The organism is Nocardia sp. NPDC006982 (genome assembly GCF_042869435.1).
Classification (GTDB): domain Bacteria; phylum Actinomycetota; class Actinomycetes; order Mycobacteriales; family Mycobacteriaceae; genus Nocardia.
In genome coordinates this window covers 1-19,722 of the sequence record NZ_JBIAFV010000003.1, presented here as the reverse complement: position 1 = coordinate 19,722, position 19,722 = coordinate 1, and the positions used below count along the sequence as shown (strand labels likewise).

Sequence of the window (19,722 nt, the reverse complement as noted above, 5' to 3'; positions counted from 1 at the left end):
GCCCGACGGAGGCAACCATGACAGAGCAGACGCTGGCGGAACTCATAACCGATGACCTACCCCCGGGCATTGCCGCGCTGAGCCCGGAGCGGCAAGCCGAACTCGCGCAGGCGATCGTCGATGCCCGATGGCGGGAGGCGAACGAGTTGAAGGCCGCGGCCTTCGGCATGCTCGACTTTCTGCCGCGCTTCCTGCGTGGCCCGGTCAAGAAGGCGGCCGGGCTGTGACAGCGCAATTGCTGAAACTTGCACGGACACTAGGGGTTCCGGTCGAGCAGCTCGCCTACCTCGCCGACGTACCCGATGCGGATCTGCGGGAATTCCGCCGTCAGGTCACGGATCTGTTCGTGGCCGGGCAGGAGGCCGGACTGCGGCGGGTCGCCCAGGCGTCTAAAGTGATTCCGACGCCGATCACCGCGAAAATGGTGGCGCGCAGCCGCGGTGCACTGCTCGCGGCCCGGATGTCGGGCGTGCTCGATCCGTCGCATGCGGTGGATGTCGCCAAACGCCTGCCGGTCGACTTCCTTGCCGAAATCGCCGCACGACTCGATCCACGCCATTCCGCGGCCATTATCGGTGGTCTGCCCAAGGCGACCATTGTCGCCGTCGGCAAAGAGCTTGCGGCACGCGAAGATTGGATCACACTCGGCGATCTGGTCGCTGCGATCTCCGATACCGCGGCCCGCGCCACCGAATCCGCACTCGATGGCATCGCACTCGTCCGCTCGGCCCACCTCGTCGACGATGCCGCACAGCTGAAACGCTTCGTCAACCTCGCTTCTCGGGATAAGCTCATCGAAATGCTATGGGCCACAGCCGAATACGATCTATGGCCGGAGTATCGCGGCACGCTGGACGTGCTCTCCGAATCCGCGATCGAAGTGGTCCGCGCCGCCGCCGAAGAGTTGCCCGTCGAGCAGCGTGATCGCGCGCTGACCGAAATCGCCGATCGGCGTTCTGCTTGGTAATGACGGATCTGACCGGTCACCGCCGATTGTCGGGCGGGGCAGCCGCGCCTCCTCCACATCGCGCGGATCGAGTTCCTGACGGCATACGGCACAGACGACGACCGCGCGGGTATCGTTTGCAGGCCATGTCGTGGAAGTGGACGGGTTCGCTGTCCCTAGGCGGCGTTCGCGCCCCGGCGCGGCATCATCGCGGATGCGATCACCATGACCAAGGCCATCGCGGCGACCGCGAGGAAAACCAGATGCACCGCCGAGGACAACAATGCCGGAGCCGGATGGTCGGTGTCGCCGACGCGCGAGTTCACGATCGCGCCGAATATCGCGACACCGACCGCACTGCCCAATGACCTGGCGAACATATTCGCCGAGGTGACCACGCCGCGCTCGGCCCACTCCGCCGTCGTCTGCGCCGCGATCAGGGTGGGGGTGGCGACAAGGCCCATGCCGGTGCCGATCACGAAACACGAAGCGGCGATCTGGATCAGCGTGGAATTCTCATCGATCAGCAGGGTGGTGGCGGCACCGAGCGTGGCCAGAGTGCTGCCGATCAGCGCGGTCGCGCGAAAACCGATGCGCAGGTATACCTTTCCGGCCTGGGATGCGGCCAGCGGCCAGCCGAGGGTTAGCGCACCGACGGTGAGACCGGCGATCAGCGCCCCGGTGCCGAGCACCCCCTGGGTGAAAGTCGGTACATACGAGGTCATGCCGAGCAGGATCGCGCCTACCAGCACCGAGACCAGACTGCTGGCGATAATGACCCGTCGCGTGAAAACCCACAGTGGCAGAATCGGATTCGCGGCCCGCCGCTCCACCAGACCGAACAGCACCAGCACGAGTGCGCTGCCCACGAAGATGCCGATACCGGTGGGCGACGACCAGTCCCAGGCCTGTCCACCCTCGAGCAATCCGAGAATCAGCGCCCCCGCGCCGATGGTGAGCAGTGCCGCACCGAGATAGTCGACGCGCTGTTTGCGCCGTACCGTGCTCTCCTGGAAGTTGCGCACCAGCATCCACGCGGCCAGTGCGGACAGCGGGATATTGATCAGGAAGATCCAGCGCCAGCTGACGTATTCGGCGAACAGTCCGCCCAGCAGTGGCCCGACCACCGCCGAGATGGCCCACACGCTGGCCAGATAGCCCTGTACCTTGGCGCGTTCGGTCAGGGTGTAGAGATCGCCGGCGATTGTCATGGTCATCGGCATGATGGCGCCCGCGCCGATACCCTGCACGGCGCGGAAGATGATCAGCCCCAACATACTCGTCGCTACACCGCAGAGCAGTGAGCCGAGCGCGAAAACCGCGATGCCGAACAGGATTACCGGCTTGCGCCCGACCGTATCGGCAACCTTGCCGTACACCGGAACCGTAACCGCTTGTGTCAGTAGGTAAATCGAGAACAACCACGGGAATTGCGAGAAGCCGCCGAGGCTGTCGGTGATGGTCAGCACCGCGGTAGCGATAATGGTGGAATCCAGCGCGACCAGCCCCGTCGCGAGCATCAGCGAAGCAAGGATCGCACCTCGATCGGATCGCAGACCGATAGACGACTCCACTGTCTCGGTTGCCACCGACCAGCCCCTTCCTTCGCTTCACTGACCACCCCGAAGCAACGTATCCCGGCCACAGCTATTCCCGCACGGAATTATTTCGGCACGACTCACCCGGATGCGGCGGCGAACCTGTCCGCTATCTCCTGCGCCGTCACCTTCGCCAACTCGACGAAGAACGGAACCCGCTCGGGAATCATCAGCGTGGTCGGGCCGCGCAATCCGAGGGCAAAGCGGCAGCTGCCGCCCTGTTCGCGGGCCGACTCGTCGAGGATGGGCAGGCCGATGGTGCGGAAGCCGGGATCGAGTTCCTCGTCGTTGTAGGCGTAGCCGCGCTCGCGGGTTGTGGTGAGTTCGCGGCGCAGTTCGTCCGGGCCGGACACCGACCGTTCGGTGCCTTCTTCGTAGGGGAGTCCGCGCAATTCGTCATCGGAGGTCGGTGACCAGGCCAGCAGGGCCTTGCCGAGTGCGCTTGCGTGCAACGGCAGCCGCACGCCCTGCAGGGCATGGCCGTCGGTTTCACGCCAGCGGCTGGTGTCGAGCAGTACGGCGTGGATATCGTGTCGGGTCGCCACCGACGCGCTGGCTCCGGTGGTGTTCGCCAGTTGCTCCAAATACGGTTCGGCCAGGTAGATGCGGTGCTGGCGATAGGCGATCTGACCGTATTCGGCGAGCGCTCGGCCCATCCGGTATCTGCTGGATTCGGCGTTCTTCTCCAGGAAACCCGCTTGCACCAGGGCCGAGAGCAGGCGATGGGTGGTGCTGACGGCGAGCCCCTGCTGCCGGGCCACCTCCGAAACGCCGCGCTCCTCGCCGCCACGGAAACAATCCAGGACCGAGAGGGCTCGGGCGACGGTCTGCACGCCGGAAGGTTCCACGCTGCGACGCTAACACAGCGGATCGGTTTCAGCTTTCCGCTATTCGGAAAGCTCGCTACATATTCGGGGCCTGCTCTGTCAAGCTTTCCGATCCACGGAAAGGATTACCTCGTCGGGGCCCACCGCCGTCCCTACTCTGCGAAGGCATTGATCGACAATCCGGAACAGGAGTCTCCACGATGTCCCGCAGGCGAGCCCTCATGCGTATCGCATTCGCGATCGCTCCCGTCGTCGCACTCGTCGCCGGATGTGGCTCCGGATCCGGCGGCGACGGTGGCAGCGCGCAGTCCTTCGTGCTCAAGGTGGTCGATCCGGGCAACTCCGGGCCGATCGCAGTCGGCAAGCGCGACGGGACTTTTGACGCCGCGCTCGCCCCACTCGGCGCCAAAATCGAATGGGTCAACACAACGCCGGGCTTCAGTTCCATGCTGAAACTGTTCAACACCAAGGAACTCGACGTATCCGGCGCGGCCTTCAGTCCGGTTGTCGGCGCGCTGTCCAAAGACGTCGGCGTGCGGATCGTCGCGGTGCAGGATCCGGCGGGCAAGGACCAGAGCGGCATCATTGCCGCCGCGGGCTCGGGTATCCATTCGGTTGCCGATCTGGTCGGCAAGCGGGTCGCGGTGAATCCAGCGGGCAAGGGCGAATACATCCTGCTGAAGGCATTGGCGCAGGCCGGAATTCCGGCGGATAAGGTGACCCGGGTTCCGTTGCAACAGAAGGATGCCGCCTCGGCATTCGCCACCGGCAAGGTCGACGCCTGGGCCTCGTTCCTGGTGCCGTATCAGGAGGCGAAGGCCAATGGTGGCATCGAGATCGCGACCGAGCAGAGCATCGGTTCCAAGGACAACTCCGTCGTCGTCTTCCGCACCGAAGTGCTCGACAAGCATCCCGGCGTCGCGGCGAAGTATCTCGAAGTGCTGCAAGGACTTACCGCGAAGCAGCGCGCCAATCCAGCCGACTTCGAAAACGTCTTCGAGAAGACCGGCCCGCGGGCGCTGACGGGGCCGCGATTGGCCGATGCTGTGCGGGTCGGCGGCGAGGCCACCGTGCCGCGACTGCCGTCGCCAACAGATGCCACTGATTTGAGCGATGTGGTGAACCTCTTCGTTGCGAATGGCGTGGTCACCCGCAAGATCACCGCGGATGACATCTTCTACGACCTGCAGTCGAAACTGACACCGGAGCAGTTGGCCGCCGTCAAGGTGGGCAGCTGAGATGGCGGTGCTCACCGAGCCGGCGGTCGGGCCCGTCCGATCCGATCCGGTGCTCGCGGCACCACGCGGTCGAACCGAAAGGCGCAGATCCACTTGGGTTTCCGTGCCACTTCGGTTCCTGGTGCCCGCGCTGACCTTCGCCGCCTGGTGGATCGGTTCGGCCACCGGAGCTGTCTCCGAGCAGGTGCTCGCGGGCCCGCCCAAGGTGTGGACCGCGTTCACCGAACTGCTCGACAGCGGTCAGTTGGTGGACTTCGCGGTGGCGTCGTTCGTCCGTGCCGCACTCGGCGTGGCGATCGGTGTCGGCATCGGGCTACTGCTCGGCCTGCTCGCCGGATTGTCGAGTCTCGGTGAAGAGCTTGTCGATTCGACGATGCAGATCGTGCGGGCGGTGCCCTTCCTGGCGCTGGTTCCGCTGTTCATCGCCTGGTTCGGCATCGACGAGTTGTACAAGATCCTGCTGATCGCGGTGGCGACGGTTGCGCCGATGTACGCCTACACCTATCTCGGGGTCCGCAATGTGGATCGCAAGATGGTCGAGGCCGCACGTAGTTTCGGGCTGACCGGGCCGCGGCTGGTGCTCGAGGTGATCCTGCCGTCGGCACTGCCCGGAGTGCTGATGGCACTGCGCGTGTGCTTGTCCATCAGCATTACCGGCCTCATCGCGGCCGAGCAGGTCGGGACGCGAGAGGGCGTCGGATATCTGGTGACCCTGGCACAGGAATACAACCGCACGGACTACATGGTGTTGTGCGTCGTCCTGTACGCGTTGCTCGGCTTGGTATTCGACGGTGTGGTGCGGATCATCGAGAAGTTCGCGATGCCGTGGCGCAAGCAGGTGGCGATCCGATGACCGACCCCATCGCGGTGTCGATCACCGGGCTCCGGAAGTCGTTCGGTGACAAGACGGTTCTCGACGGCGTCGACCTGACCATCCGGCGCGGCGAGTTCGTGGTGCTGCTCGGACCGAGCGGCACCGGCAAGACCACCCTGCTGCGCCTGCTGACCGGCCTCGAGCTGCCGGACACCGGCGAAGTTCTGGTGCCCGGCCGCCGTACCACCGTCTACCAGGAGCCGCGGCTGATCCCTTCCAAGCGTGTACTGGCCAATGTCATTGTCGGCCAGCGTCGTACCCGCGAGCATCGGGAGGCGGGGCTGCGGGCGCTGGCCGAGGTGCATCTGGACGGTAAGGCGCGGCAGTGGCCCGCTACCCTCTCCGGCGGCGAGGCGCAGCGCGCGGCCTTGGCCCGCGCGCTGGTCCGCGAACCCGAATTGCTGTTGCTGGACGAACCTTTCGCGGCGTTGGACGCGCTGACCCGGTTACAGATGCAGGATCTCGTCGGCGAACTGGTTGCCCGACACAGGCCCGCAGTGCTCATGGTCACCCACGATGTCGACGAGGCGGTTCGTCTCGCCGATCGTGTGCTGATCCTCGATCGCGGCCGCTTCGCCGTCGATGTCGATATCGACCTTGCCCGTCCGCGCGATCGCGCCGATCCCGAAATCGTCGGCTACCACACCGAATTCCTCGCCCGGCTCGGTGTCGGCAAGTCCGCATCGCCCGACATCCACCCGATCAGGAGCATACGATGACCGAAACCCTGTGGTACACACGCTGCCCCGTACCGACCGCGAGCGGTCTCGCGCACAGCCTCGGCTGGCTCGGTGATACCGCCGCCCAGTCCGGCCTGCAATTCGGCGTCCTACAGGACGCGGGTCCCGAACTCGCGGCACACCACTTCCTGCACGACCTGTCCGGCCTCGTCCGGGAGGGCGGAAATGTGCCGGCGATCGCCGCTCGCGCACAGGGTTCGCCGACCCGCCTCATCGGCCTGACTTGGATCGATGAGGCACAGGCCATCCTGGTTGGACCGGAGTCCGAGATCGCGACCCCCGCCGAACTCGCCGGACTGCGGATCGGCATTCCAGCCTGGGCGCAGGACCAGGCCCGCAGTTTTCCCCGCGCCATGGCCCTGCACGGTTTCGCGAGCGCGCTGCGCCTCGGCGGACTCACCCTCGCCGACGTGACCGTCGTCGAGGTCGGCGTCGAACGTAATCCGCAGGTGCGCACCGAAACCCAGTCCGCCCGCCGCACCACCACCTGGGGTGTAGCGGAGCTGCTGCGCGGTGCGGTGGACGCCATCTATGTCAAAGGCGCACGCGCCCAGGAGATCGCCCGCGAGCACGGGCTCCGCGTCGCGGTGGATCTGGACGCCACCCAGAGCAAGCGGCTGCGCGTCAACAATGGCACCCCGCGGCCCATAACCGTGCACGAGGACTTGCTGCAAGCGCGTCCAGAGGTCGTCATCGGATTCCTTGCCCAGAGTCTGCGCGCCGCGGACTGGGCGGCGGGCAACCTGGATGGCGTTCGCGAGGTGCTACAGCGCGAAACTCTCTCCGGCCCCGAGGGGGTCGTCGCCGCCTACGGCGCGGACTTCCACAAGGATTTGCACCCGTCGCTCTCGGACGAGCGGGTGGAGTTGATCGGCGTCCAGAAGCAGTTCCTGTACACCCACGGCTTTCTGACCGCCGACTTCGACCTCGAATCCTGGGTCGCGCGTGAGCCGTTGGTGCGAGCGCGTGAACTGGTCGAGTCCGGAAAGGTGCCGGTATGAGGGCGGCATCGCGCAGCGATTCGATGAGGGGTGGTGGCCGGGTGGCGGGTGGGCCGGAGTTCCTGTGGCGGTTGCCCAGTCGGGGCGACGGCAGGCGTGCCGATACCGCGCTGCGCCGGCGAGGCGGTTTCGGTGCGCCGCCGCCGGTCACCGCGGCCACTGATCCGCGGCCGGGCCGGTTCGGTCCGTTCGACGATCTGCACCAGATCGTGCATGCCGCCGAACTGTCCGGGCTCGACGGGGTACTTGCGCCCTACGACCCGCTGGGCGAGGAATCGTGGATCGTGGGAGCAGGAGCGTTGCGCGCCACCCGACATGCGCGCGTGGTCGTCGAATTCCATCCCGCCTTCGGTACTCCCGTTTACGCAGCGAAGGTCGCTACGACGCTGCAACGGATTTCGCACGGTAGGCTCGCCTGGCGGATCGCGGTGGAGACCGACGAGGCCGATGCCCGGGCGCGCGGCGACCGGGTTACCGGTGCCGATCGCTATGCCCGCGCGGCGGAGTTCCTCGCCGTCGCGCGTGGCGTATGGAACGAGACATCCGTTCCCGGAGCCGGATTCGCCGGTACCGGATTCGATTTCGACGGGGAGCACTACGACGTCGTCGATGGCGGATTCCGCGGCATCCTGTCGGGTCTGCCCTTCCCGACGGTGTATCTGTCCGGTACATCCTCGCCGGCTCTCGAACTCTCGGCCCGCCACGGCGATGTGCATGTGTTCACCGAAACACCGGGTGGGATCACCACATCGGTGACGGAACTGCGTGAGCGCGCGACGGCCGCGGGCGGGACCGTACGCGCCGGCATCGAAATACCGGTCATCGCCAGGGAAACCGAGCAGGAGGCATTGGCCCGGGTGCACCGTCAGTGGAACGAGGTCGCCCTGGAAGGAACCGCCGAGGCATTGGACCTGGGCGACAGTCGCTGGGCCGGATTCGCCGAACTCGGCTACCCCCAACCGATCGGCCTCGTCGGCAGCTACGACCAAGTGGCCCGACGTCTCTTGGACTACATCGACGCGGGCATCGAGACCATCGTGCTCTCCGGTCACCCGCACATCGAGGAAGTGCACCGCACCGGCGAACATCTGCTGCATCTCGTCGATCCGGTCGGGCGCACCCTGGCAGCGCAGGAGGCCACGGCATGACCATCGACATCTATTGGCGCATCGGCATGGAGGGCGACCACGCATCGCTGCGCACTCCGCGCCGCTACAACCGCGGCCACGCCAATGGCTACGGCCCCGGCAATATCGCCCCCGCGATCCGCGACGGTCGGCTCGACGGCTACGGCTACATCGACCATATGGCCGCGGTCGCCAAGGCTTCCGAATCCGCCGGATTCCTGGGCGGATTACTGCCCTCGTTCCCGGTCACCGACGACCCGTGGGCGGTCGCGGCGGCGCTGGCCAGGGAGACCACCACCTACCGGTTCATGGTCGCGTTCCAGCCCGGTTTCCTGCATCCGGTGCAGGCCGCCAGGATGTCGGCCAGCCTGCAGCGCGCGACCGGTGGCCGGTTGGTCTACAACATCATCAGCGGCGGTGGCGGACCCGCCCAATTGTGGTGGGGCGATAAGGTTTCCCACGACGACCGCTACGCGCGGACCAGCGAATTCCTCGACGTACTTCGCGGGGTATGGGACGGCGATCCGTACGATCACGACGGCCGGTTCTTCCGCACGGATGGCGCGGCGCTCGCGCCGGGACTGGCCGGTCAGCCGTTTCCGGAGGTGTACTTCTCCGGCTCGTCCGGCGCCGCCGTCCAGGCCGCCGGCCGCCACGCCGACTACTACCTGTCCTGGCTCGAGCCCTATGCCGATCTGCGCGCCAAATTCGACGGCGTCCGCGCCCATGCCGAAACCATCGGCCGGACGCCGAAATTCGCGGTCCGCATCGATATCGTCGCGCGGCACACGGCGGAGGCGGCCTGGGCGGAGATCGAACAGGGCTGGGCGTTCGTCGACCGCGATGCCGCGAACCGTGCGGCACAGGGTGATTCGGTCGGCGCCGCCCGAATCAAGGGCTGGGTGCCGGAAACCATTACCGGCTACCGTGATCTGGAGGTCCAGCCCAATGTCTGGTGTGGATTCAGCCTCATTCGCGGCGGCCCGGCCTTCGGCTTGGTCGGCAGCTACGAACAGGTCGCCCAGCGCCTCGACGAGCTGATCGCCCTCGGTGTCGATGCCTTCATCCTCGCGGGCAATCCGCACCTCGAGGAGGCATACCGGGTGGGCGAGGAAGTGCTGCCGCTGCTCGGCCGTTCCCGGCTCACCGCGCCGGAGCCCACATCGGCACTATCCCTTTCCCGATAGCCGCTGCGGCGAATCTCGTTTCACCACAACCTATTTCTTCGATTTCAGGAGCATCCACATGTCCCTTCGTGTCGGCTACTTCCCACACAACAACTCCCTGTTCGTCCTGCGCCACCGCGGCATCCTGGAGGCCGCACTGCCCGATGTGGAATGGGTCGACCTGCGCACGCTTGCGGCTGCGGAGCGCGTCGATCCGAAGAAGGGCCTGCCGTCGCTGCATTCGGATTGGTTGTTCACCGAGGGCGGCTACGACTTCATCGGCACCGGCTTCACGCCGCCGGTTACCGGCCTCGCCAACGGTCGCGACCTTGTCTACGTTGGCATTTCGGGGCCGCGCGTGGAGAACGGCAGGCTGGTCACCAAGGCCGACAGTGGAATTCGCAGCGCGGCGGACCTGAAGGGTAAGCGCGTCGGTATCGCGCACGGCTCCTGGCAGACCACGCTGCTGCTGTTCGCCCTGGAAAAGGTGGGGTTGACCTGGTCGGATGTCGAACCCATCGATACCGATGTGCGCGATGGCGGCGATGCCCTGCTGGCAGGTGACCTCGATGCTTGGGTCGGCGCGTATCCCGGCCTGACCGCGGTGGAGGCCATCACCGAATTGCACACTCTGGTGGATACCGAATCCGTCTTCAGCCACCCGTCACTGTGGTTCACTCGCCGCGATGTCGCCGAGAACAATCGCGACGCGCTGATTGCGATCATCGGAGCGCTGCAGGAATCCGACGCCTGGATCACCGCCAACCCGCGCGCTGCCGCCCAGTATTTCGTCGACGATGTCGTCGCCCGTGGCGGCAAGGCCGACCTCGACGCATGGGAAGCGGCGTTGCGCGGCAGGCCATTCGGCGTCAACGCCGTCTCCGAAGACTTCCTCGACGAACAACAGCACGCCGCGGACCTGTTGGCGGCCAACGGATTACTGCCGCGCACGATCCGGGTCCGTGATGCGGTGCTGCCTTGGATCGGGGAGGCGGTCGAGGCGACCAAAGCCAGCGCATCCGTCTGACGCCGTGACGCAGCGGGCACCACGTCTCGTAGCCGGGTATACCTACGCTGCCCGGCTGTGGGGAGGGTTGCCCGGTTGCTCGCGGGATCGCATGCCGGTCGATGAGCTGGCATAACCTACTACGCACCGGCGGCACGACGACGTGGACCCGAGTACCGCGTCCGGACGGCGACGGCTGGACCGTATGCCGCGCCGCGGCGAGAACGTGCTGATGAGACCTGAGGTTGGGAACGCGGGTGTCCGCCGAGTGCGGTGTGGCCGTGGTGGTGATTGCAGCTGTGCATCCAACTGGTGAGGGCGCTGGACCGTCACGGGTACAGGGAAGCGGCCCAGGTCCGTGACGATTGAGCGATGTGGATGCTGTCAGGTAGCGGACGGTTTAGACTTCATGTCTATGACCGCCTTCACCGGCAAGGTCGTACTGATCACCGGCGGTGCGCGTGGCATCGGCGCAGAGGTCGCCCGACGGTTGCGTGCGCAAGGCGCGCGCCTCGTACTCATCGATGTCGACTTGCCCCCGCTGCGTGAGCTCGCGACCGAACTCGGCGGCGACGAGCACGTGGTGGCGGTCTCTGCCGACGTGCGCGACTTCGCGGCGATGCAGGCCGCGGTCGCGCAGGGGATCGAGAGGTTCGGCGGCATCGACATCGTCATGGCGAACGCGGGAATCGCCAGCTACGGCTCGGTCCTGATGGTGGACCCCGCCGCCTTCCGGCGGGTGATCGAGGTCAACCTTGTCGGTTGTTTCCACACCGTCCGCGCCGCCCTGCCTGCGGTCATCGAGCGGCGCGGGTACGTGCTGATCGTCTCCTCCCTTGCGGCCTATCTGGCGATGCCGGGGATGACGGCCTACTGCGCTTCCAAGGCCGGGGTCGAGCACTTCGCGAACGCGTTGCGGCTCGAGGTCGCGCATCGCGGCGTCGATGTCGGGTCCGCGCATATGTCGTGGATCGACACCCCGCTCGTGCGGGAAAGTTTCGCCGACCTGCCCGCGGTCGGGCGAGCGCTCGCCGCACTGCCGAGGCCGATCCGCAAGACGACCTCGGTGCAGAAGTGCGCTGCCAGATTCGAGCGGGGAATCGAACGGCGCGCCAGACGGATCAATGTGCCCGCCTGGGTCGGCGCGCTGCGTTGGCTGAGGCCGCTGCTGCAGACGCCGGCCGCCGAGCGGGCGGGCAGCAAGACCACCCCGGCGTGGCTGCCGGATATGGATGCCGAGGTGGCCGGGCTGGGTCGTTCGCTCAGCGCCCGGACGCAGGCGCTGGGCGAGGACTAGGGTCTGTCTTCATCAGGGCTGCCAGGTGATCCGACCGCCCTGGAAGTCCTGCGCCTTCCCACCCTGGTAGTCGTATTCCTCGCCCGTCGCAAACCCGTAACGCCCGGATTCCGCGCCATTGGACACCCACAGATCGCGGATCGCACCCCAGACGACATGCGCACCGGTACGCGGAGACCAATAGATCGCGCCACCGGGGAAGAGGTTGTAGCGCCCGTTGTCCGCGTGCGCGGCCGCCTCGTCGGTCAGTGGAAACCCGAGCGCACCACTCTCCCAGCCGTAGGCCGCCCACTTGTCGCGGATCGCGCCGCCGATCTGGTGCGCGGCGGTGCCGAGTGACCAATAGATGGACCCGCCCTGGAAAATGTTGTAGGCGCCGGATCCCGACGGTGTGGATTGCTGACGGGTGACCGGGTAGTGCAGCACCCCCGTCTCCAAGCCGAGGTCACGCCATTTGTCGCGGATCGCGCCGCCGACCGCATTGGCGCCGGTATCGGGATGCCAATAGATCGCGGCATTGCGTTCGAAGGTCTGATAGCGGCCGCCGTTGGCGGCATCGGCTTCGGGTGCGGTCGGGTCGCCGAGCGCGCCGGGGCCGCCCACCTGGTCGTATTCGACCTCGATGGCGCCGCCGACGTCGAACGGACCGACGGGGCGAGCGGTTGCGGTGCCGAGGCCGACGCTCAGCAGCAGGGCCAGTGCGGCGGTGGTCGATGTGAGTGCTGTCCGCGCGGGGTGTGCGGTGCGAAATTGCGGCGCCAATTGAACTCCTGAGCAGGTCGTAGTCGAATACGAACTTCGGTGAAGCCGCGAACTGTCGTCAGGGGAGTCGACAGTCCTCTATCGGTGGCAGCGCGATATCCATTAGCCAACCTAGCGATTCCGTGCTTCGCTGAGTGGCCAGCGATAGGGTAAGCCATATGGTCCACTCGACGAGGATTGTGCTGGCATCCCGGCCGGAGGGCGCACCCACCCCGGCGAATTTCCGCATCGAGACCGCGGCGCTTCCCGAGCCCGGCAAGGGCGAGGTGCTGCTGCGCACCCTGTATTTATCCCTCGATCCGTATATGCGCGGGCGGATGAGTGCCGCCAAGTCGTACGCGGCGCCAGTAGAGGTCGGCGATGTGATGGTCGGTGGCACCGTCGCCGAGGTGCTGGAATCCCGGGATCCGTCGATCGCGAAAGGTGATGTGGTGCAGGCCTATTCGGGCTGGCAGACGCATCAGGTCGCGTCCGCGTCGGGGCTGCGCAAGCTCGATCCGGACAAAGCGCCGATATCGACCGCGCTGGGTGTGCTCGGTATGCCGGGATTCACGGCGTATTCCGGGCTGTTGAAGATCGGGCAGCCGAAGGCGGGGGAGACCCTGGTGGTCGCCGCGGCCAGTGGCCCGGTCGGTTCCGCCGTCGGCCAGATCGTCCGTATCAAGGGTGTGCGGGCGATCGGCATTGCGGGTGGTCCGGAGAAATGCGCCTATGTACGTGAAGAATTGGGCTTCGAAGCCGCAATCGACCATCGCGCACCGGATTTCGCCGATCAACTGCGCGCCGCGGTGCCCGACGGCGTCGATATCTATTTCGAAAATGTCGGTGGCGCGGTGGCGGACGCGGTGTATCCGCTACTGAATAATTATGCGCGCGTACCTGTTTGCGGACTCATCGCGAATTACAACGCGACCGGCGCACCCGAGGGACCGGATCGTCTGCCCGGCTTCTACGGTCGCATTCTGACCAAGAGCCTCACGGTGCGCGGATTCATCCAGACCGAATTCGTCCGGGAGATGTACAAGGACTTCCTGCACGAGATGTCCGGCTGGATCGCCGAGGACCGGGTCCGCTACCGCGAGGACATTGTCGACGGCCTCGAGCATGCACCCGAGGCCTTCATCGGCATGCTCGAGGGCCGTAACTTCGGCAAACTCGTGGTGCGGGTCGGATAGCGGACCCGGATCGGATTACACCGGCTGCGGCGACAGCACGATCTTGGCCGACCGCCCCGGTGTTTCGCTCGCGGCGGCGGCATCGGCGGCGGACTCCAGCGGATATACGGCCTCGACATCGAGGCGCAGTGCACCCGTCGCCGCCATTGCGACGAGTTCACCGATGAGGCGCCGCATCTCTTCGCTGCTGGTCTGCTCGGCTCGCTTGGAACCCCAGAAGCCCTTGACCACAGCCTGTTTGAAGATCAGCGGACCCGGATTGATGGACAGCGGCTGACCGGACAGCGCACCGAACGAGATCAGCTCACCGTCCTGGCCGAGCAGCGAAAGCAGCGCATCCGCAGCCCGCCCACCGACCTGGTCAACGGCGCGCACGATCGGCGCACCCGCCGTCGTCGCGACTGCCCGGTCGAGCCAGCCCTCGGATTCGGTATCGAAGACCGGTTCGAAACCCAACTCCTGCAGTGCCTTGACCGAAGCCGGGCCGCGAACCAGGTTGAGCACATTGAGACCGCGTTGCCGCGCAAGCACATTCACCAGGCGACCGACCGCGCCATTGGCGGCATTGATCGCAATCCAGTCGCCCGGCGAAACCCGCAGATCCTCCAGCAGCATCAGGGAGCTGAGCGGCATCGCGAGCAACTGCGCCGCCGTCTCATCGGAAATGCTGTCCGGCAGCGGAACCACCTGCGTCGCCTTGGCCAGGAAATACTCGGCCCACACATTGTGGATGCCGGAAACGCTAACGCGCTGACCGACTTCCAAGCCGGTCACATCCGATCCCAGTGCATCGATCCGGCCAACGGCCTCGGTTCCCGGAATCGCGGGCAGCGGCGGCTTGTAGCCATAGACCCCGCGAATGGTTGCCAGGTCGTGGTTGTGAATGGGCGCGAGGATCAGCTCGATCCGCACTTGTCCGGCACCGGGTTCGGGCGTCGGCTGCTGTGCGGTGGTGAGCACATCCTTCGGCTCGCCGAAACTTTCGATGACTACGGCACGCATGGTGGATTCCTTTCCTCAGTCGTCGGCGAGGGTGACCTGGACGTCGATATTGCCGCGGGTCGCGTTCGAGTACGGGCACACCTGGTGGGCCTTGTCGGCGATGGTCTGTGCCTCGGCGGGGGACAGGTGCGGCAGCGAGATCTCGAGGGTGACGGTCAGCTCGAAGCCGCCCTCGTCGTTCGGGCCGATGCCGACCTTCGCACCGACCGCGGAATCGTCGACATTCGCGCCTTCGCGCTTGCCGACCAAGCGCAGCGCGCTGTGGAAGCAGGCCGCGTAGCCCGCCGCGAAGAGCTGTTCCGGGTTGGTGCCCACGCCGCTACCGCCCATCTCCTTGGGGATGTCCAGTGCGACGTCGACCTTACCGTCGGAGGTGCGGGCGTGGCCGTTGCGTCCGTCGCCGGTCGCGAGGGCTTCGGCGGTGTACAGGACGGTCATGTCTGACTCTCTTTCGATCAGGGGTGGGACATCAGCGAATCGGCAAGTCGCCGAAGGGTTTCGCGCAGAACGATGAATTCGTCGGGGTTCAGGCCGCTGGCCTCGCCCATTTCCGTTGGCAGACAACGGGCTTCGGACCGCAGTTCGCGGCCGCGTTCGGTGAGTTGGATATCGACGCGACGTTCGTCGGCCGCTGCCCGGCGCCGTTCGACCAGGCCTGCCGCCTCCAACCGCTTGAGCAGTGGCGACAGTGTTCCGGAGTCGAGTAGCAGTGCTTCGCAGAGGTCGCCCACGCTGCGACCGTCACGTTCCCACAATGCCAACATCACCAGGTACTGCGGATAGGTGAGCCCGAGGCGCTCGAGCTTCGGGCGGTAGACCGCCGTCATCGCCCGCGACGCGGCATAGAGCCGGAAGCACAGCTGCTCATCGAGGGTGAGGTGATCGGTCATGTGCATAACGGTAGTGGACAATTAAATTGTGCACAACCAAATTGGCTGTGCTTCACGTCACGCCTGACCGTCGCCTGCGGCTCAGCCGGCGACGCTGCCGCCGCCGATGCCCAGGTAGACGATCATCATGGTGAACAGGAACCAGCCCGCGCCCTGCCAGATCGGCCAACTCCGGCCGCGCCGCCACACGCGATAGGTCTGCACAAAGGCGCAGATACCGCCGAGCATCAGTACCACGGTCGGTCCGGTCAGGATCGCGGTTTTCGCCGCGGTGTCACAAAGCATCGTCTCCGCGGCCGCGCAGACCGTCCGTTCGGCCGCCCATATCGCGGTGATCACGAAGACGAGCGCGGCCACCGCGAGCACCGCCGCCACATAGATCGCCACCCGGCGAAAGGTCCGCTCGTCCGCCGTCCACCGCTTCTCCAGATCGTTGACCATGATCGATCACCTCATGGGTGGAGTTGCCGACGGGCGCAGACCCAAACGTCAGGCCTTGCGTCCCACGCCCGCCCAGTACCACGCGGACTCCGGATCCGCCGGAATGGCTTGCATTCGACCCGATAGGTCGCCGATCAACTCCGGATGCCAGGTGACGACGGGGACAACGCCCGGTTCGACGATTTCGGTTCCGGCGAACAGAGTTTCGGTTTCGGCGTGGCTGCGCGGATTGAAGGTGATGCCTGCGGATTCGGCTGAGGCCACCACCCTGGCCATGGCGCGGGCGTCGAAATCGGCGGTGGGATGGGTGATCACGATAAAGCTGCCGGCCGGAATCGATTCCAGCAGGCTCTCGATGATGGCGTGCGGACCGTCGCTGTCGCGGAAATACATCATGATCGCGACCAGCATGACGGCGACCGGACGGTTCAGGTCCAGGGTCGCGGTCAGGGACGGATCGCGCAAGATCGAGGCCGGATCGTGCAGATCCGCATGAATAAAGGCCGTTTTGCCCTCACGGGTGCTGGACATGAGTGCCCGCGCGTGCGCGAGGACGATGGGGTCGTTGTCCACATAGACCACGCGCGCATCCGATGCGATGGCCTGGGCGATTTCGTGGGTATTGCCCGCGGTGGGGATTCCGGTGCCGATATCGAGGAACTGGGTGACGCCCGCATCGACGACGTAGCGCACCGCGCGGCCGAGGAAGGCCCGGTTGGCGCGGGCCATACTGCGGATTGCCGGAATATGGGTGGCTATCGCGTCGCCGAGTGCCCGGTCGGCCGGGTAATTATCCTTTCCGCCGAGCCAATAATCGTAAACACGGGCTTCATGAGCCACACTCGTGTCGATTTTGGTCGGCAATCCGGTGGCGGTTTCAGCCCAGCTATCCGGCATGACGATTCCCTCCTGTGGTGCGCGGGCCGTCGGGTGCCCGCAACCGCCGAGCCGCCCACGGTCGGCGGCCCGCTCCGTCGAATTTTCCTCGCTCAGGATAGGGGTGGCGAACGTCCGGCAGACTGGGATTCGGACTGGATTAGGGGATCGATTCCGGTGTGTCGGCTGCATCACGTGATCTTGATGAGGTTGAATCATGAGGTCAACGCGTTGCAGCGGTCCATTGCGAAGTCTGTTCTTCTCCCAGCATCGGCATGCGACAAGGAGCATGAAGTGAGCATGATTCTCGCCGCGTTACACGACACTGTGCTAGCCGAGGTCAGTAATCCGGAACCAGAGGCTCCGCCGATGGCGGACAAACTGATGCAAATGGGCCGGTATTTCACCTGGCTGATTCAGTTGTCCGGGGTTACCGCAATTACCTACGGCGGCGGACGGTTCGCCTGGGAGAAATGGTCCGGAGGCGGGCTGGAGTCGCCGAAGATGATTGCCAGTGCGATGGCCGGTGGCGTGGTCGCCACCAGTGCGGGCACGATCATGAATGCCGTGCTCTAGCGACCGTACAGTATCCGTTCGAATCGAGCGCCCGCACGAATAGTCGTGCGGGCGCATTCATCGACGCTGAGCGAGGGGATTCGATATGTCGCCGACCTCGGAATTGGAGCATCGGCTCGCGCTCAACGAAAATCCTTATGGCCCTTTGCCGTCCGTGCGTGCCGCGCTGCGGGGCGCACGGATAGTGCCGAACCGATATCCGGAGTACCTGCCGCGGCGGCTGCCCGGGATGATCGCCGAACGGCTCGGCCTGCCGCCCGAGCAGGTGGTGATCGGCGCGGGTGCCACCGGGGTGATCACATATATTCTGCGCGAGTTCGTCGCGCCCGGCGACGGTGTCGTGATGGCGACGCCGACCTTCGACGGTTATCCGCTGCTGACCGAGGCCATCAATGGTCGGGCAGTGCAGATTCCACTCACCGCGGACGGCCATCAGGATCTCGACGCCATGGTCGATGCCGTCGATGCCCACACCCGGGTGGTTGTGCTGTGCAGCCCACACAATCCGACCGGCACCCGCATCGACCAGGTCGAACTCGAGGGTTTCCTCGATCGGATCGATCCGTCGGTCACCGTCGTGCTCGACGAGGCCTACATCGAGTTCGTCGCGGTCGTGGATCGGTTGGCCACGACCGACCTGGTGGCACGGTATCCGAATCTGGTTGTGACGCGGACTTTTTCGAAGGCATACGGGTTGGCGGCGCTGCGGGTCGGGTATGCGCTCGGCGCGGTCCCGGTAATCGCGCGAATTCGACGGTGGCAGCTGCCTTTCCGGGTCACGACGCTGGCTGAGGCCGGTGTGCGGGCATGTTATGACGCCGAGGCGGAGTTGGCGGTGCGCACCGCGGCGATCACCCACGAATGCGGTCGGCTCACCGACGGATTGCGCGGGCTGGGCTTCGCGGTACCGACGAGCGCGGCGAATTTCGTGTACCTGGATTCCTGTGGCAATGCCGAAATCGACCGGCTTTGTTCGGCTTTCGAGCGCGACGGAATCCAGGTCAAGCATTGCGGCACGGGTATCAGGATCACCGTCGGCAATGCCGTGGCGACGGATGCGGTGCTTGCCGCGTCGCGCTGAACTCCGGTGGGGTCCGAGGTCACCCGGCCTGGGAACCTTCGCCCAATGACGGACATTCGGTCGCGGACCACAGTCGCGCTCGTAAAATCCGAAACTACCGATGTTCGTCACGTACCTAGTCGGTGACTATGAGTGGCGTCAACTCGGTGAGGGGGAGCGCTGCCTATCGGTTTGTCTGCCGCACTCGCCATTGTTGTTCTACTGTGCCAGGGCTCGGCTGGTCGGTGGTTCAAAAGGCCGTGCGCAGCCCAGCGTTAACGGTACGAATAGCGCAGGCGCACGTTCGGCGGGATATGACTGGCCTGTCAGAGCCCCAAGGAGAGGGGTGGCAGCTCGTATGGTGACCAGTCCGATTCCGCACCACCAGTCGCCGGTCGATCCCGATGATCGGCGGGTTGCGTTGTTCAGTGCGGAATTCGCGGCGAATCCGCATCGTTTCTACCGGGAGATGCGTCGACGCTACGGCGCGCTGGTACCGGTGCATCTGGCCCCAGGGGTGCCCGCCACCCTGGTGATCAGTTATCGCACCGCGATACGAATCTTGCACGACCCGCAGCATTTTCCGGCCGATCCGCGTGCTTGGCAGCAAACCGTCTCGGCCGATTGCCCGGTGCTTCCGATCCTGGAATGGCGTCCGAATGCGTTGCGCAGCAGCGGAATCGAGCATGCCCGCTACCGGCAGGCCAATACCGCGAGCATCGGCGAGGTCGATCTACACGCACTACATGCCACGGTCGAGGGCCTCGCCGCCCCACTGATCGACAGTTTCCCCGAGACAGGCACGGTCGATCTGGTCGAGGAGTACGCCTTCCCGCTTGCCTTCGCGGTTGTCAACGCCATGATCGGCTGTCCACCCCAGATCGGGGAGGATGTCGCCGCCGGTATTGCGGCGCTGTTCGACGGTATCGACGCCGAGCAGGGCAATGTGCTGCTCGCCGAGGCGCTGGCGCGGTTGATCGCGCTCAAACGAGCCGAACCCGGTGACGACATCGCCACTCGACTACTCCATCATCCCAGCAAGCTCGACGATATGGAGTTGATCCACCAACTCGTCGTTCTCTACGGCGCGGGGATCGAGCCGCAGCAGAATTTGATCGTC

22 protein-coding genes and 1 pseudogene are annotated in these 19,722 nt (G+C 65.6%); 15 read left to right on the top strand and 8 right to left on the bottom strand.

Annotated elements, in window-relative coordinates:
- Positions 1-17 precede the first annotated feature (17 nt).
- Positions 18-227 carry a hypothetical protein gene (locus ACFYOW_RS13310; RefSeq protein ID WP_327098027.1) on the top strand — a complete coding sequence of 70 codons (210 nt, stop codon included), beginning with the start codon at positions 18-20 and terminating at the stop codon, positions 225-227.
- A complete protein-coding gene (locus ACFYOW_RS13305; RefSeq protein ID WP_387287564.1) occupies positions 224-967 on the top strand; it encodes a hypothetical protein in 744 nt (247 codons plus the stop codon). Before ACFYOW_RS13310 ends, ACFYOW_RS13305 begins: the two co-directional genes overlap by 4 nt.
- Positions 968-1,122: 155 nt before the next feature.
- Here the strand turns inward: ACFYOW_RS13305 and ACFYOW_RS13300 are convergent, their stop codons facing one another.
- Positions 1,123-2,535, bottom strand: coding sequence for an MDR family MFS transporter (locus ACFYOW_RS13300; RefSeq protein ID WP_387287562.1), 1,413 nt, complete (start codon positions 2,533-2,535; stop codon positions 1,123-1,125).
- A gap of 89 nt (positions 2,536-2,624) precedes the next feature.
- Entirely contained in the window at positions 2,625-3,392 is a 768-nt protein-coding gene (locus ACFYOW_RS13295) for an IclR family transcriptional regulator (RefSeq protein ID WP_387287560.1), read from the bottom strand.
- Positions 3,393-3,571: 179 nt separating this feature from the next.
- On the opposite strand from ACFYOW_RS13295, the gene ACFYOW_RS13290 reads away from it, so the two are divergent.
- From ACFYOW_RS13290 to ACFYOW_RS13255, 8 genes are all read left to right on the top strand, one after another.
- Positions 3,572-4,609 (top strand): NrtA/SsuA/CpmA family ABC transporter substrate-binding protein, encoded by a 1,038-nt coding sequence (locus ACFYOW_RS13290; RefSeq protein ID WP_387287557.1) that lies wholly within the window; start codon positions 3,572-3,574, stop codon positions 4,607-4,609.
- Between the two features lies 1 nt (position 4,610).
- A complete protein-coding gene (locus ACFYOW_RS13285) occupies positions 4,611-5,462 on the top strand; it encodes an ABC transporter permease (protein WP_357482090.1) in 852 nt (283 codons plus the stop codon).
- Positions 5,459-6,202, top strand: a complete 744-nt coding sequence (locus tag ACFYOW_RS13280; RefSeq protein WP_387287555.1) for an ABC transporter ATP-binding protein — start codon at positions 5,459-5,461, stop codon at positions 6,200-6,202. The genes ACFYOW_RS13285 and ACFYOW_RS13280 overlap by 4 nt, the downstream gene beginning before the upstream one ends.
- The gene (locus ACFYOW_RS13275) at positions 6,199-7,224 is read left to right on the top strand and encodes an ABC transporter substrate-binding protein (protein ID WP_387287552.1); all 1,026 of its coding nucleotides are present in this window, start codon (positions 6,199-6,201) and stop codon (positions 7,222-7,224) included. Before ACFYOW_RS13280 ends, ACFYOW_RS13275 begins: the two co-directional genes overlap by 4 nt.
- A 23-nt stretch (positions 7,225-7,247) precedes the next feature.
- Positions 7,248-8,372 (top strand): LLM class flavin-dependent oxidoreductase, encoded by a 1,125-nt coding sequence (locus tag ACFYOW_RS13270; RefSeq protein ID WP_387288797.1) that lies wholly within the window; start codon positions 7,248-7,250, stop codon positions 8,370-8,372.
- Positions 8,369-9,538, top strand: a complete 1,170-nt coding sequence (locus ACFYOW_RS13265; protein ID WP_387287550.1) for an LLM class flavin-dependent oxidoreductase — start codon at positions 8,369-8,371, stop codon at positions 9,536-9,538. The genes ACFYOW_RS13270 and ACFYOW_RS13265 overlap by 4 nt, the downstream gene beginning before the upstream one ends.
- A gap of 58 nt (positions 9,539-9,596) precedes the next feature.
- Positions 9,597-10,544: an ABC transporter substrate-binding protein gene (locus ACFYOW_RS13260; protein ID WP_387287548.1), complete on the top strand. Its 948-nt coding sequence runs from the start codon at positions 9,597-9,599 to the stop codon at positions 10,542-10,544.
- 394 nt (positions 10,545-10,938) lie between these two features.
- A complete protein-coding gene (locus ACFYOW_RS13255) occupies positions 10,939-11,820 on the top strand; it encodes an SDR family oxidoreductase (RefSeq protein WP_387287546.1) in 882 nt (293 codons plus the stop codon).
- A 12-nt stretch (positions 11,821-11,832) separates the two neighbouring features.
- Here the strand turns inward: ACFYOW_RS13255 and ACFYOW_RS13250 are convergent, their stop codons facing one another.
- Positions 11,833-12,582, bottom strand: a complete 750-nt coding sequence (locus ACFYOW_RS13250; protein WP_387287544.1) for an LGFP repeat-containing protein — start codon at positions 12,580-12,582, stop codon at positions 11,833-11,835.
- Between the two features lie 158 nt (positions 12,583-12,740).
- Between ACFYOW_RS13250 and ACFYOW_RS13245 the strand changes: the two genes are divergently transcribed.
- Positions 12,741-13,757, top strand: a complete 1,017-nt coding sequence (locus ACFYOW_RS13245; RefSeq protein WP_387287542.1) for an NADP-dependent oxidoreductase — start codon at positions 12,741-12,743, stop codon at positions 13,755-13,757.
- Positions 13,758-13,772: 15 nt separating this feature from the next.
- Here the strand turns inward: ACFYOW_RS13245 and ACFYOW_RS13240 are convergent, their stop codons facing one another.
- The 5 genes from ACFYOW_RS13240 to ACFYOW_RS13220 form a co-directional block, all read right to left on the bottom strand.
- Positions 13,773-14,759: a zinc-binding dehydrogenase gene (locus ACFYOW_RS13240; protein ID WP_387287540.1), complete on the bottom strand. Its 987-nt coding sequence runs from the start codon at positions 14,757-14,759 to the stop codon at positions 13,773-13,775.
- A gap of 15 nt (positions 14,760-14,774) precedes the next feature.
- Positions 14,775-15,197, bottom strand: coding sequence for an organic hydroperoxide resistance protein (locus tag ACFYOW_RS13235; protein ID WP_063037770.1), 423 nt, complete (start codon positions 15,195-15,197; stop codon positions 14,775-14,777).
- A gap of 17 nt (positions 15,198-15,214) precedes the next feature.
- The gene (locus ACFYOW_RS13230) at positions 15,215-15,649 is read right to left on the bottom strand and encodes a MarR family winged helix-turn-helix transcriptional regulator (RefSeq protein ID WP_387287538.1); all 435 of its coding nucleotides are present in this window, start codon (positions 15,647-15,649) and stop codon (positions 15,215-15,217) included.
- 81 nt (positions 15,650-15,730) lie between these two features.
- A complete protein-coding gene (locus ACFYOW_RS13225; protein WP_387287536.1) occupies positions 15,731-16,090 on the bottom strand; it encodes a hypothetical protein in 360 nt (119 codons plus the stop codon).
- Between the two features lie 48 nt (positions 16,091-16,138).
- Complete coding sequence (locus ACFYOW_RS13220) at positions 16,139-16,987, bottom strand: SAM-dependent methyltransferase (RefSeq protein ID WP_387287534.1); 849 nt, start codon at positions 16,985-16,987, stop codon at positions 16,139-16,141.
- A 279-nt stretch (positions 16,988-17,266) separates the two neighbouring features.
- Here ACFYOW_RS13220 and ACFYOW_RS13215 point away from each other — a divergent pair, with 279 nt between their 5' ends.
- From ACFYOW_RS13215 to ACFYOW_RS13200, 4 genes and pseudogenes are all read left to right on the top strand, one after another.
- Positions 17,267-17,542 (top strand): hypothetical protein, encoded by a 276-nt coding sequence (locus tag ACFYOW_RS13215; protein ID WP_387288795.1) that lies wholly within the window; start codon positions 17,267-17,269, stop codon positions 17,540-17,542.
- Positions 17,543-17,627: 85 nt separating this feature from the next.
- A complete protein-coding gene (locus ACFYOW_RS13210; protein WP_387287532.1) occupies positions 17,628-18,623 on the top strand; it encodes a pyridoxal phosphate-dependent aminotransferase in 996 nt (331 codons plus the stop codon).
- The gene (locus tag ACFYOW_RS13205; protein WP_387287530.1) at positions 18,512-18,742 is read left to right on the top strand and encodes a 2Fe-2S iron-sulfur cluster-binding protein; all 231 of its coding nucleotides are present in this window, start codon (positions 18,512-18,514) and stop codon (positions 18,740-18,742) included. The genes ACFYOW_RS13210 and ACFYOW_RS13205 overlap by 112 nt, the downstream gene beginning before the upstream one ends.
- A 218-nt stretch (positions 18,743-18,960) precedes the next feature.
- Positions 18,961-19,722 (top strand): annotated as a pseudogene (locus tag ACFYOW_RS13200) (cytochrome P450); the annotation flags it as partial.

What these genes read in the sequence shown, in the direction of transcription:
- ACFYOW_RS13265 (WP_387287550.1), top strand. Translation starts at nt 8,369, where the DNA reads ATGACCATCGACATCTATTGGCGCATCGGCATGGAGGGCGACCACGCA.
- ACFYOW_RS13270 (WP_387288797.1), top strand. Translation starts at nt 7,248, where the DNA reads ATGAGGGGTGGTGGCCGGGTGGCGGGTGGGCCGGAGTTCCTGTGGCGG.
- ACFYOW_RS13220 (WP_387287534.1), bottom strand. Translation starts at nt 16,987, where the DNA reads ATGCCGGATAGCTGGGCTGAAACCGCCACCGGATTGCCGACCAAAATC.
- ACFYOW_RS13290 (WP_387287557.1), top strand. Translation starts at nt 3,572, where the DNA reads ATGTCCCGCAGGCGAGCCCTCATGCGTATCGCATTCGCGATCGCTCCC.
- ACFYOW_RS13285 (WP_357482090.1), top strand. Translation starts at nt 4,611, where the DNA reads ATGGCGGTGCTCACCGAGCCGGCGGTCGGGCCCGTCCGATCCGATCCG.
- ACFYOW_RS13215 (WP_387288795.1), top strand. Translation starts at nt 17,267, where the DNA reads ATGATTCTCGCCGCGTTACACGACACTGTGCTAGCCGAGGTCAGTAAT.
- ACFYOW_RS13240 (WP_387287540.1), bottom strand. Translation starts at nt 14,759, where the DNA reads ATGCGTGCCGTAGTCATCGAAAGTTTCGGCGAGCCGAAGGATGTGCTC.
- ACFYOW_RS13235 (WP_063037770.1), bottom strand. Translation starts at nt 15,197, where the DNA reads ATGACCGTCCTGTACACCGCCGAAGCCCTCGCGACCGGCGACGGACGC.
- ACFYOW_RS13275 (WP_387287552.1), top strand. Translation starts at nt 6,199, where the DNA reads ATGACCGAAACCCTGTGGTACACACGCTGCCCCGTACCGACCGCGAGC.
- ACFYOW_RS13230 (WP_387287538.1), bottom strand. Translation starts at nt 15,649, where the DNA reads ATGACCGATCACCTCACCCTCGATGAGCAGCTGTGCTTCCGGCTCTAT.
- ACFYOW_RS13280 (WP_387287555.1), top strand. Translation starts at nt 5,459, where the DNA reads ATGACCGACCCCATCGCGGTGTCGATCACCGGGCTCCGGAAGTCGTTC.
- ACFYOW_RS13210 (WP_387287532.1), top strand. Translation starts at nt 17,628, where the DNA reads ATGTCGCCGACCTCGGAATTGGAGCATCGGCTCGCGCTCAACGAAAAT.
- ACFYOW_RS13255 (WP_387287546.1), top strand. Translation starts at nt 10,939, where the DNA reads ATGACCGCCTTCACCGGCAAGGTCGTACTGATCACCGGCGGTGCGCGT.
- ACFYOW_RS13225 (WP_387287536.1), bottom strand. Translation starts at nt 16,090, where the DNA reads ATGGTCAACGATCTGGAGAAGCGGTGGACGGCGGACGAGCGGACCTTT.
- ACFYOW_RS13245 (WP_387287542.1), top strand. Translation starts at nt 12,741, where the DNA reads ATGGTCCACTCGACGAGGATTGTGCTGGCATCCCGGCCGGAGGGCGCA.
- ACFYOW_RS13310 (WP_327098027.1), top strand. Translation starts at nt 18, where the DNA reads ATGACAGAGCAGACGCTGGCGGAACTCATAACCGATGACCTACCCCCG.
- ACFYOW_RS13260 (WP_387287548.1), top strand. Translation starts at nt 9,597, where the DNA reads ATGTCCCTTCGTGTCGGCTACTTCCCACACAACAACTCCCTGTTCGTC.